This is a genomic window from Planococcus sp. S3-L1 (genome assembly GCF_030063085.1).
Taxonomy (GTDB): domain Bacteria; phylum Bacillota; class Bacilli; order Bacillales_A; family Planococcaceae; genus Planococcus; species Planococcus kocurii.
The window spans coordinates 1-11,376 of record NZ_JASISN010000025.1; the positions used below are offsets into that span (position 1 = coordinate 1).

The window sequence follows — 11,376 nt, forward strand, 5'->3', positions numbered from 1 at the left end:
ACACGGCAGTTAAGCTCTTTTGCGCTGATGGTAGTTGGGGGTTTCCCCCTGTGAGAGTAAGACGTCGCTGGGCACATGAAAAAAAGTCGTTACCGATTCCGGTAACGGCTTTTTTGTATGGAAAAATTAATAACATAGTTAGGCTATTCAGGCTCCGACTCACCGTTCTTGGCTGGAGTTGCTATAATGAAAGTAATTAATCAATGTGAGGATGAAAATTTATGACGCAACGACGCCCAATCGTAGATGCATTAATCCAATTTCAAAAAAGACAGCCTGTTTCTTTTCATGTACCCGGCCATAAGCATGGGATTTTATCAGGATTACCAGAAGAAATCCAATCAGCACTGTCCTACGACTTGACGGAACTGTCAGATTTGGATGATCTGCATTATCCACAAGGCATCATTCAAGAAGCGCAGCTTTTATTGGCGGAGGCTTATGGAGCGAAAAGGAGCTTCTTGTTGGTAAACGGCTCGACTGTAGGAAATTTGGCCATGGTTCATGCAGCGTGTGAAGAAGGGGATGTCGTTATTGTTCAGCGCAATTCGCATAAGTCCATTTTTCATGCACTGGAGCTTGCGTGCGTGCGTCCAGTTTACGTTTCACCACAATGGGACGAAGAGTCTATGACGGCCGCTGCGGTCTCTCTTAACGCAATAGAATCAGCGCTAGAGGAATATCCGGAAGCAAAGGCAGTCGTGCTGACCTATCCCAATTACTACGGAATTGTATCCCGAGAGCTTGCTGCTATTATTTCTCTGTGCCACGAGAAAAACATTGCGGTTTTAGTAGACGAAGCGCACGGTGCTCATTTTCAAGTAGGATCACCGTTCCCGACTTCAGCTTTAGAATTAGGTGCAGATGTAGTAGTTCAGTCAGCGCATAAAACCTTGCCAGCGATGACAATGGGATCATTTTTGCATATGGGTAGTGACCGTATAAATGTAAAAAAAATTCAAAAATATTTGCGAATGTATCAATCAAGCAGTCCGTCTTATTTGATCCTGGCTTCTTTGGATGATGCACGCTCATATCTTCAAAACTATTCGCAACCGGATATTCGAATGTTTAATGAAAAGCGCGATCGCTTTCTTAGCAGCTTACGTATGATTCCACATCTAACAGTGGTGGAGTCCGATGACCCATTGAAAATTATGATGCGAGTAGATCATCATAGTGGCTATCAATTAAAACAAAAACTAGAGCAAGTTGGAATCGAAGTGGAATTGGCTGATCTTTTTCAAGTGCTCCTAATTTTGCCATTGTTAAAGCAGTGGCATACTTACCCGTTTGCAGAAATTCGTAGTCGTTTAAAAGAAGCTATATCAATGCTTGAAGATGAAGAAAGGGAAGAAACAAAATTAGGACTAACAAAATTCGTCGATGTAACGGTTCCGGAATTGTCTTTTGAAGAAATTGATGTGGCGGACCAAGAGTGGGTTTCGTATACACAAGTGATTGGTCGAATTGCTGCAGGTATGGTGATTCCATATCCACCCGGAATTCCACTCATAGTCGCTGGTGAAAAGTGGACATTGGCCAAAGTGGAAGAGTTGATGAATCATCTGGCTTCAAATGCGCAAATTCAAGGAGATCATCGTTTAGAGTCTAAGCAATTATCGGTACTTCAACAAGGAGATCCAGTAATAAGTAAGGGATAGAGGGTATACTGTACTATCGTTTTAAATAGAGTAGGATGAGGGGGATTTTCATGGCTCAAGAAAAATACGCAATTATTGATATTGGTTCAAATACCATCCGACTTGTTATCTATACACGAGACAAAAGTGGTCGTTTTACTGAAAGTGAGAACGTGAAGGCCGTGGCTCGTCTCCGCAGCTACTTGAACGAAGAAAATATTTTAGAACAAGAAGGAATCGATATACTAATCAAGACCCTAAAAAGTTTTCAAGGAGTTACGCGCCATCATCAACTTGAAGCTATCAAATGTGTGGCTACAGCAGCAGTTCGTCAAGCAGTAAATCAAGATGACATTATAAAGGCAGTACAGAGCGAAACAGACTTTTCAATCCGTATCCTTTCTGAATTTGAAGAAGCGAATTATGGATACCTAGCAGTCGTCAACTCGACACCATTTACTAGTGGCATCACGGTAGATATCGGTGGAGGTAGTACAGAGATTACGTACTTTAAGAATCGCCAGCTGATTTACTTTTATAGTTTTCCATTTGGTGTGTTGTCCTTGAAAGAGCAATTCATTGAAGGGGATATGCCGACAAAAGAGGAATTGCGTGAGTTACGATCGTTTTTAAAAGAACAGTTTGATCAGTTAGAATGGCTAAATGACAAACGCTTACCGCTGATTGGAATTGGAGGAAGTGCTCGAAATTTAGCCCAAATCCATCAGGAGCACATTGAATACCCATTTTCTGGCGTTCATCAATATGTCATGAGTAAAGACGATGTTGAGGACATTAACGAGTTGTTCAATTCTCTTGAGTTTTCGGAATTACAGCGACTAGAGGGATTATCAAAGGATCGTGCGGATATTATCATTCCAGCTGTAGAAGTATTTCGTTACTTAATGGAATTGATTGATACAAAGCAGTTTGCTCTTAGTAGAAAAGGGTTGCGAGATGGTGTTTTCTATGAAGAGACGACCAAGGGCTTCGATTTATCCGTATTCCCAAATGTCGTGGAAGAAAGCTTCCATGAGCTGGCTGTCGATTATGACATTAATTTAACACATGCATTTCATGTCAGCACGAGTGCACTGCTAATTTCAAAAGAGCTAGAGAAATTGGGCTTGTTATCGTTGGACGAGCAGGATGACAAACGCTTAAAGTTAAGCAGCGCCTTATACAATTTGGGCAGTTACATCGATTCAGAATCGAGCCACCAGCATACATTTTATCTATTGAGTAACAGGACCATTGATGGCTTGCTTCATAAAGAGCGAGTCATTATCGCATTGATGGCTTCGTTTAAAAATCGAAATGTCTTTAAGCGCAATGTGGCTCTTTATGAAGAGTGGTTTACCAAAGATGAATTAGCCAAATACACGCTGCTCGGAGCTATTATTAAAGTGGCTTATAGTTTAAATGCGACGAAACGAGACATTGTGGAGACGATCACAGTAGAAGAAAAAGATGACGTGCTTGTTTTTTCTGTTCACTGTCGTGAAGACTGGAAACCGGAGCAATACCAAGTAGAAAAACAGAAAAAGCATTTGGAAAAACAACTAAAAAAATCAGTAGAATTTAAATTTGATAGCTAATCAATCGTTTAAAAGGTGAATCTCATTTTAGTACAAGGGATAGTCTGAATAAAATATAAGTAAAAAGGAGATTCAAAATTGGAGACGCAGAAAAAAAAGAACGTCGAACTCAAAAATCCGGCTTATTATAATAATCGTGAGTTGAGCTGGCTTGCTTTTAATGAACGTGTTCTACAAGAAGCATTCGATAAAAAAAATCCTTTACTCGAACGGTTTAAATTTTTGGCGATTTTCAGCTCTAATTTAGATGAATTTTTTATGGTTCGTGTAGCAGGTTTGCAGGATCAAGTGAAAGTTGGATTTACGAAGCCTGAAAATAAAGCTGGAATGACCCCAAAGCAACAACTAAATGAAATCGCAAAAAAGACTCATCAGCTTGTCGAGTTACAATATGAAGCTTTACAAAACACGTTATTGCCAAAGCTTCAAAAAGAGCATGTGGAATTTGTGAAAACAGCAGACTTAGACACCAATCAGTTAGACGAATTAGAACGATACTTTGAAGAATATATTTTTCCAGTACTAACGCCTATGGCCATCGATGCTTATCGAACTTTTCCAATGCTGTTGAACAAAAGCATCAACTTAGCGGTGAGGTTGGAAGACGAGGAAAAAAGAGACGAAGAAGGACAGAAAATTGCCATCGTTCAAGTTCCTGCTGTATTAGAACGATTTGTCCGTTTACAGTCAGAGAAAGGCAGTTTGAAATTTGTTTTGTTAGAAGACGTTATTAGTTTCTTTATTCGCAAGCTTTTTCATGGCTTTAAAGTAGTCTCGGTATCGGTGTTTCGGATTACCCGTAATGCCGATATGACCATTCACGAAGAAGGCGCGCGCGACTTGCTGAAGGAAATTGAAGAGGAACTCCGTAAACGAAAATGGGGAGCGGCTGTCCGTCTGGAAATTCAACAACCTGGATTTGATGACGTTATTTTAGACTACTTGACAGACGAGCTAGAGGTCGATAAAAAAGATGTCTACTTCATTGAAGGTTTTTTAGATGCAACGGTTTTTTTCAACTTTTATAAACAGATGGCCCCTACTTGGGAGCAGTTGGTTTTTGAAGGAAAGGTATCGCAGCTGCCGGTAGGAATGGAAACTGGCAAACAAATTTTTCAAAAAATTAGCGAGCAAGACGTTTTTCTTCATCACCCATACGAATCCTTTGAGCCCGTCGTTCAATTTATTTCAGAAGCTGCAGATGATCCGAACGTACTAGCGATCAAACAAACTTTATACCGTGTTAGCGGAGATTCACCAGTTATCAAAGCATTAAAAAGAGCTGCAGAAAATGGCAAGCAAGTAACGGTGCTAGTCGAATTAAAAGCACGTTTTGATGAGGAAAACAATGTGCAATGGGCAAAAGAGCTGGAGAAAGCAGGGTGTCATGTTATTTACGGCATGACTCACTTGAAAACCCACAGTAAAATCACGCTAGTAGTCCGAAAAAAAGAAGATAAAATTGAACGCTTTGTTCATTTAGGTACGGGGAATTACAATGACCAAACGGCTAAAATCTATACTGATATGAGTTTGTTCACGTCGAAAAGACAGTTCGGAATTGATGCGACTAATTTTTTCAACTATTTGAGCGGTTATACGGAAAAACCTGAGTTCCATTATTTATCGGTAGCGCCTTTTACAATTCGTACAGACATTATTGACTTGATTGATGCTGAAATCCGCTTTCAAAAAAAGCATGGAACCGGTCGGATTATAGCGAAGATGAACTCATTGACAGACAAACTCATTATTATGAAACTGTATGAAGCATCGAATGCTGGAGTGAAGGTCGAGTTAATCGTCAGAGGAATTTGCTGTTTACGACCAGGTATTTCAGATGTCAGCGAAAATATTCAAGTACGAAGCATTGTAGGGAGCTTATTGGAACATAGCCGCATCTATTTTTTCAATCACAACGGCAAAGAAAAGACGTTTTTATCCTCAGCTGATATGATGACGCGGAATTTGAACAACCGTATCGAAATTTTGTTTCCAATAGTTGATGAAACGATTAAAAAACAAGTTAAAACCATACTTGAATTGGGACTTGCGGACAATGTTAAGGCGAGAAGGCAGGATGCGACTGGTGTATATCATTACGTATCACGAAAAAATGATGAGCCGGCAATAGATAGCCAAAAAGAGTTGTTCCGAAGAGCTTATCAAGTAGCAGAAGATGAAGAATAAAGCTGTTGTTTAGTTATATCGTCATTACTGGTCACTATAAAAGAAGTACTTTTTCGTGTATAGTATAAAGAGCTCAAAACAGCAACTGAAGATTAATTTCATGAAATAAGGTGAATAGGAAATGAGTTATTTGATCAATCTGGAAGGCGGAGAGGGATCAGGCAAGTCGACGGTCTTAAAAATGCTAGCAGATGCACTAATAGAAAAAGGATTTTCCGTTGTCTGCACAAGAGAACCAGGAGGCATTGATATTGCCGAACAAATCCGTGAGGTCATTTTAAACCGACAAAACACTGCGATGGATGCGCGAACAGAAGCTTTGCTATATGCTGCAGCGAGAAGACAGCATTTAGTGGAAAAAATTATTCCCGCACTTGAAGCAGGAAGCATCGTTTTATGTGATCGTTACATCGATTCAAGTCTCGCGTACCAAGGCTATGCACGAGGAATCGGGATGGAAGAAATTTTTGCTATCAACAAATTCGCCATTGATGCGTACATGCCAGATTTAACTCTTTACTTTGACGTTAATCCGAAAGTAGGAATGGCCCGTATTGAAAAGGATGTACACCGGGAAATAAATCGACTAGATGTAGAGTCGATGAAGTTCCATTATAAAGTAAGAGAAGGTTACCTTTTGCTATTGAGTCAAAATCCAGAGCGCATCCGCTTGATCAATGCGGAAAATGAGCTAGAGAACGTTTTTTCAGATGCATTAGAAACCGCTATACGATTTATAGAAGAACGGCAAACGGCAGTTGATCCTTCTTGAGGAGCAGCTGTTTTTTTGTCAAACGGCTGTAAAGATGTACAGCGCGTAGCTTTGTTCATGTTATACTTATATAGAAGAAAGATAAAAAGGAGTGGATACTGATGAAACTCGTAGTAGCAGTTGTACAGGATCAAGACAGTAACCGATTATCCAATGCGTTAACAAAAAATGATTTCCGGGCTACAAAGCTTGCCAGTACAGGAGGGTTTTTGCGCTCAGGGAACACGACCTTTTTAATCGGTGTAGAAGATGATCTCATACCGAAGTTATTAGACTTGATTCGTGAAAATTGCCGATCACGCGAACAGATGGTAGCACCAGTGTCACCAATGGGCGGAAATGCTGACTCATATATTCCTTATCCAGTGGAAGTTGAAGTTGGAGGCGCAACTATTTTTGTCTTGCCGATCGAACAATTCCATCATTTTTAATCGATAAAAGACACGTGAATTTCCTAGCACCATAAATAATACCCGTGCTCCAATCGGAACACGGGATTTTTTACAAAGTCTGAAGGTGAAATTGATGCAAAAAACAACCGATGAATTTTTGGAAATGCAACCGGTAGTTATGAAACGACTACAAGGTGCTTATTCAAAAGAACGTCTAGCACATGCTTATCTATTCGAAGGGCCTGCAGGTTCAGGTAAAAAAGAGATTACTCATTTTTTCGTTAAGCTGCTGTTGTGCGAAATCCCTATTCAAAATGTTCCATGTGAAACATGTCGAAGTTGCCAACTTTATAATTCAGGCAATCATACGAATGTTGTTTTCATCGAACCAGATGGTCAAAACATTAAAATTGATCAAATTCGAGAATTGATTTTTAGATTGAATAAAACGGGCTTGAATACAGGTCGTAAAATATACGTAATTGAGCAGGCAGATCGGATGAATAATTCTTCTGCCAATGCTTTGCTGAAATTCTTGGAAGAACCAGAGTTTAACGTCACGGCAATTTTGTTGACGGAGCGACTGAATGCACTGATGAGTACAATCCGTTCTCGTTGTCAGTTAGTCTCGTTTCGTCCGTTGTCGCGACCAAAGTTAATAGAGAAGTTAATGGCTGAAGGAATGACTGAATCGATGGCTGCAACTGTCAGTATGCTAACACAAAGCGAAGAAGAAGCATTTACTTTAAGTCAGGATGAACAATTTGCACAAGCTAGAAAAACAGTGTTGAAACTAGTAGAAGTCGCTAGTATCAACGTTCATGAAGCTCTTTTAATGCTTCAGTCTGACTGGTTGCCATTATTTAAAGAAAAAGAAGATGCCGAAAGAGGTCTAGACATGTTATTATTTGCATATCGGGACATTGCTTCGGTAAAAGCAGGTCTTGAGACTGCACGCACATATCCAGACATGGAAGAAACTTGGAAGCAGATGGCTCTCCAACGCTCCTTTACGGTATTGTCCAGGCAGTTGCAGGCTATATTACAAGCCAAACAACAATTGCCGCGCAATATGAACCGGACGCTGTTGATGGAGCAGTTAATGCTGAATCTGCAGGAGGGGTAGCAATTGTATAATGTCATAGGTGTCCGCTTTAAGAAAGCGGGTAAAATATATTATTTCGATCCAGCTGAATTAGGGATTGAAAAAGACGATTACGTTATTGTCGAAACAGCACGAGGTGTAGAATACGGCAAAGTAGTAGTGCCAACGAAAACTGTTGGAGAAAACGATGTGGTTCTACCTTTAAAGCAAGTAGTAAGAGTAGCGACTGAACGCGACCGCCAACAGGTGGAAGAAAATCGATTAGAAGCAAGTCGTGCTTTTGAACTGGGTACGGACAAAATCGAAGAGCATCGTTTAGACATGAAGCTAGTAGATGTCGAATATACCTTTGACCGCAATAAAGTCATTTTTTACTTTACAGCAGAGGGACGCGTGGATTTCCGGAACTTGGTCAAAGACTTGGCTTCCATTTTCCGTACACGCATCGAACTTCGCCAAATCGGCGTTCGTGATGAAGCGAAAATGCTTGGTGGTATCGGTCCTTGTGGTCGTATGCTTTGTTGTTCGACGTTCTTAGGTGATTTTGAACCAGTATCCATTAAAATGGCGAAAGATCAAAATCTATCGTTGAACCCTTCTAAAATCTCAGGCTTATGTGGCCGTTTGATGTGCTGCTTAAAATATGAGAACGATGAATACGAAACAGCGAAAAAAGAAATGCCAGACGTTGGTACACGAGTAACCACACCAGATGGCGATGGTCGTGTTGTTGGCATGAATATTTTAGAACGAGTGTTAAAAGTTCGTTTAACTGAGCAGGAACAAACACTTGAATATACATTAGATGAGATAATGGGCCAAGGAACGAGAGCGTGAGGTGGTTTAAGTGAAGGAAAAGAATTTTTTGGATACGGTTATGGAGTTTGAACAACAACTTCAATCCATGCAAGAGCAATTCAGCGAATTAAAAGCAGTCGTAGCTCGGACGATGGAAGAACATCATGCCCTGCAATTGGAAAATCATCATTTGCGTTCACGCTTAGATGAATTTCATAAAGCAGTACCTGAAGTAGCAGCTGTAGATCCTGTAAAATTAAAAAAAGCTGTTATGGACATCGGTGAAGGTTACGATAACTTAGCGCGTTTGTATCATGAAGGCTATCATGTCTGTAATGTACATTTCGGCAGTTCCCGAAAAGGTGACGATTGCCTGTTTTGTTTGTCATTCTTGAACAAGCAAAACTAAAAAGAACGTATTATCCAAATTTTAAAGAGAAAGGCTTCCGACACTCCGTGTGGCGGCAGCCTTTTGTTATGCTAGGAGTTGAATAAATGTTAGTGGATGATGAACGACTTGATTATTTATTAGCGGAAGACTTACGGATTATTCAAAGTCCATCGGTGTTTTCGTTTTCGTTAGACGCTGTTTTATTGGCGCGATTTGCTTATGTTCCGTTAAAACGAGGCACAATTGTAGATTTGTGTACAGGCAATGGGGCAATTCCTTTGTTTCTGAGTGCCCGTACAGAATCTCGGATTATTGGCGTGGAACTGCAAGAGCGCCTCGTTCATATGGCACGCCGCAGTGTCGCTTACAACGAGTTAGAAAGTCAGATTGATATTATTGAAGGCGACGTTAAAGATATGCCAAAACAATTAGGGTTTGAAAAATACGATGTCGTGACGTGTAACCCTCCTTATTTTCCGGCACACGAAATGAGTGATAAAAACATCAGTGAGCATATGGCAATTGCACGGCACGAACTGTATCTAACATTAGATGAAGCCGTTTTATCAGCGAGCCAATTGCTCAAGCAAGGCGGAAAAGCAGCATTTGTTCACCGTTCAGGCAGATTGATTGATTTGATTTCGGTAATGCGGGCAAATCGCTTAGAACCAAAACGGATTCGACTGGTCTATCCAAAAGCCGGTAAAGAAGCCAATACCCTCTTAATTGAAGGAATCAAAGATGGCAAGCCGGATTTGAAAATCTTGCCACCGCTTATTGTTTACGGAGAAGACGGAGAATACACTGAAGAAGTGCGTGAGTTATTGTATGGCGACAAATAAGCATTTTTTTTACGTTTTAGAATGTGCAGATCAATCGTACTATGCAGGTTATACTAATGATCTTGAAAAGCGAATAGCTGCACACAATGCTGGAAAAGGTGCAAAATACACACGTGCTAAAGGACCGTCGAAGCTGATTTATCATGAATGCTTTGAGACAAAACAAGAAGCAATGAAAGCAGAATATGCCTTTAAGCAATTAACTAAAGGTAAAAAAATTCGTTATATTGCTGAAGAGAAGGAGAGCGGCAAATGAAATCTCAAAAAAGTTTTCAGCACAAACAAGCAACACTGTATCTAGTAGCAACGCCTATTGGCAATCTAGAAGACATGACAATGCGCGCATTACGTATTTTAAAAGAAGTCGATATTATTGCAGCAGAAGATACACGTAACACCAAAAACCTCTGCAATTACTTTGACATCCAAACAAAATTAGTTAGTTACCACGAGCATAATCAAGAAAGTGGCGGTTTTAAAATATTGTCTTATTTAGAACAAGGCAAATCTGTGGCGTTGGTTAGTGATGCAGGTATGCCCTGTATATCGGACCCAGGCGAAGACATTGTGAAACGAGCAGTTGCAGATGGCTTCCCTGTAGTGCCAATCCCAGGAGCTAATGCAGCACTCAGTGCGTTAATCGCTTCTGGAATAGCACCACAGCCGTTTTTATTTTACGGGTTCTTGTCACGCAATAAAAAGGATCGGCTAACTGAGCTGGAAGTACTAAGTCAAAAAGAAGAAACGCTTATTTTTTACGAAGCGCCGCACCGATTAAAAGAAAGCTTGAAAAGCATGCAAAAAGCAGTAGGTAACGAACGAAAAATTGTCTTGGCACGAGAAGTAACCAAGAAATTCGAAGAGTTTATAAGAGGCACAGTTGGAGAAGCTATTACATGGGCAGAAGAAAACGAAATTCGTGGTGAATTTTGTTTAGTCCTTGAAGGGAATGCCGACCCGGATCCTGTAGAAAACGTCAAATGGTGGGAAAACTTGTCCATTGAAGAACATGTTGATCAGTTGATGGAAACCAAAAGCCTGACATCGAAAGAAGCAATCAAAGAAGCAGCCATCGAGCGCCAATTATCAAAAAGAGAAGTATATCAGGCCTATCATACTTAGAAAAGCGCAAGCACCCATGTAGCTCTGCCGGGCGTAAGCCAGTCTGGCGAAGTGGCGTATTTTCAGCCGCACAGTCAGAATGGCTTACGACCCAAAGAGCTGGGTGCTGGAGTCTGGACAAAGAAAAGCGCAAGCACCCATGTAGCTCTGCCGGGCGTAACCAGTCTGGCGAAGTGCAAATACCTTCTATTTAGCAAATAAAAAACCGGATGCGCGGGCATCCGGTTTTTTGAATATTACTTGTTTAAGTTGTTTTGAATTTCTTTTACTAACATTTCAGCGCCTTCAGAGCTTAAGATCAATTTACCGCCAACTAATTTCATGTTTTCGTCTGATACTTCGCCTGTCACTGCACACGTCATGTTTGGTAAATACTTTTTCAAGATAATCTTGTCGTCATCTACATATATTTCCAATGCGTCTTTCTCAGCGATTCCTAGAGTACGACGCAATTCGATTGGAATTACCACACGTCCTAACTCATCTACTTTACGAACAATACCTGTTGATTTCATAATAATAG

12 protein-coding genes and 1 rRNA gene are annotated in these 11,376 nt (G+C 40.5%); 12 read left to right on the plus strand and 1 reads right to left on the minus strand.

Annotation, left to right across the window (positions count from 1 at the left end; translation table 11 throughout):
* The 12 genes from rrf to rsmI all read left to right on the plus strand — a co-directional run.
* Positions 1-73, plus strand: a 5S ribosomal RNA gene (gene rrf, locus QMF37_RS18320); the annotation flags it as partial.
* A 148-nt stretch (positions 74-221) separates the two neighbouring features.
* Positions 222-1,664 carry an aminotransferase class I/II-fold pyridoxal phosphate-dependent enzyme gene (locus QMF37_RS16205; RefSeq protein ID WP_283478874.1) on the plus strand — a complete coding sequence of 481 codons (1,443 nt, stop codon included), beginning with the start codon at positions 222-224 and terminating at the stop codon, positions 1,662-1,664.
* Positions 1,665-1,714: 50 nt separating this feature from the next.
* On the plus strand, positions 1,715-3,241 hold the full coding sequence (gene ppx / locus QMF37_RS16210) for an exopolyphosphatase (RefSeq protein WP_071153219.1): 1,527 nt from the start codon (positions 1,715-1,717) through the stop codon (positions 3,239-3,241).
* A 78-nt stretch (positions 3,242-3,319) separates the two neighbouring features.
* On the plus strand, positions 3,320-5,431 hold the full coding sequence (locus QMF37_RS16215; RefSeq protein ID WP_078079992.1) for an RNA degradosome polyphosphate kinase: 2,112 nt from the start codon (positions 3,320-3,322) through the stop codon (positions 5,429-5,431).
* Positions 5,432-5,552: 121 nt separating this feature from the next.
* Complete coding sequence (gene tmk, locus QMF37_RS16220) at positions 5,553-6,203, plus strand: dTMP kinase (RefSeq protein ID WP_078079993.1); 651 nt, start codon at positions 5,553-5,555, stop codon at positions 6,201-6,203.
* Positions 6,204-6,304: 101 nt separating this feature from the next.
* Complete coding sequence (locus QMF37_RS16225) at positions 6,305-6,634, plus strand: cyclic-di-AMP receptor (RefSeq protein ID WP_058386800.1); 330 nt, start codon at positions 6,305-6,307, stop codon at positions 6,632-6,634.
* Between the two features lie 94 nt (positions 6,635-6,728).
* Positions 6,729-7,721 (plus strand): DNA polymerase III subunit delta', encoded by a 993-nt coding sequence (holB, locus tag QMF37_RS16230; protein ID WP_078079995.1) that lies wholly within the window; start codon positions 6,729-6,731, stop codon positions 7,719-7,721.
* A 3-nt stretch (positions 7,722-7,724) separates the two neighbouring features.
* Positions 7,725-8,537 carry a PSP1 domain-containing protein gene (locus QMF37_RS16235; RefSeq protein ID WP_071153220.1) on the plus strand — a complete coding sequence of 271 codons (813 nt, stop codon included), beginning with the start codon at positions 7,725-7,727 and terminating at the stop codon, positions 8,535-8,537.
* A 10-nt stretch (positions 8,538-8,547) separates the two neighbouring features.
* Positions 8,548-8,907: a DNA replication initiation control protein YabA gene (gene yabA, locus QMF37_RS16240; protein ID WP_008433090.1), complete on the plus strand. Its 360-nt coding sequence runs from the start codon at positions 8,548-8,550 to the stop codon at positions 8,905-8,907.
* An 86-nt stretch (positions 8,908-8,993) separates the two neighbouring features.
* Positions 8,994-9,731 carry a tRNA1(Val) (adenine(37)-N6)-methyltransferase gene (locus QMF37_RS16245; protein ID WP_071153221.1) on the plus strand — a complete coding sequence of 246 codons (738 nt, stop codon included), beginning with the start codon at positions 8,994-8,996 and terminating at the stop codon, positions 9,729-9,731.
* A complete protein-coding gene (locus QMF37_RS16250; protein ID WP_071153222.1) occupies positions 9,718-9,987 on the plus strand; it encodes a GIY-YIG nuclease family protein in 270 nt (89 codons plus the stop codon). Before QMF37_RS16245 ends, QMF37_RS16250 begins: the two co-directional genes overlap by 14 nt.
* Positions 9,984-10,853, plus strand: coding sequence for a 16S rRNA (cytidine(1402)-2'-O)-methyltransferase (rsmI, locus tag QMF37_RS16255; RefSeq protein WP_071153223.1), 870 nt, complete (start codon positions 9,984-9,986; stop codon positions 10,851-10,853). The genes QMF37_RS16250 and rsmI overlap by 4 nt, the downstream gene beginning before the upstream one ends.
* A gap of 236 nt (positions 10,854-11,089) precedes the next feature.
* On the opposite strand, the gene QMF37_RS16260 is transcribed toward rsmI, so the two are convergent.
* Positions 11,090-11,374 carry an AbrB/MazE/SpoVT family DNA-binding domain-containing protein gene (locus QMF37_RS16260; RefSeq protein WP_269465414.1) on the minus strand — a complete coding sequence of 95 codons (285 nt, stop codon included), beginning with the start codon at positions 11,372-11,374 and terminating at the stop codon, positions 11,090-11,092.
* Between the last annotated feature and the right edge of the window lie 2 nt (positions 11,375-11,376).

Coding starts and splice junctions, on each gene's coding strand:
- holB (WP_078079995.1), top strand. CDS start 6,729: ATGCAAAAAACAACCGATGAATTTTTGGAAATGCAACCGGTAGTTATG.
- QMF37_RS16250 (WP_071153222.1), top strand. CDS start 9,718: ATGGCGACAAATAAGCATTTTTTTTACGTTTTAGAATGTGCAGATCAA.
- rsmI (WP_071153223.1), top strand. CDS start 9,984: ATGAAATCTCAAAAAAGTTTTCAGCACAAACAAGCAACACTGTATCTA.
- QMF37_RS16205 (WP_283478874.1), top strand. CDS start 222: ATGACGCAACGACGCCCAATCGTAGATGCATTAATCCAATTTCAAAAA.
- QMF37_RS16225 (WP_058386800.1), top strand. CDS start 6,305: ATGAAACTCGTAGTAGCAGTTGTACAGGATCAAGACAGTAACCGATTA.
- ppx (WP_071153219.1), top strand. CDS start 1,715: ATGGCTCAAGAAAAATACGCAATTATTGATATTGGTTCAAATACCATC.
- tmk (WP_078079993.1), top strand. CDS start 5,553: ATGAGTTATTTGATCAATCTGGAAGGCGGAGAGGGATCAGGCAAGTCG.
- QMF37_RS16245 (WP_071153221.1), top strand. CDS start 8,994: ATGTTAGTGGATGATGAACGACTTGATTATTTATTAGCGGAAGACTTA.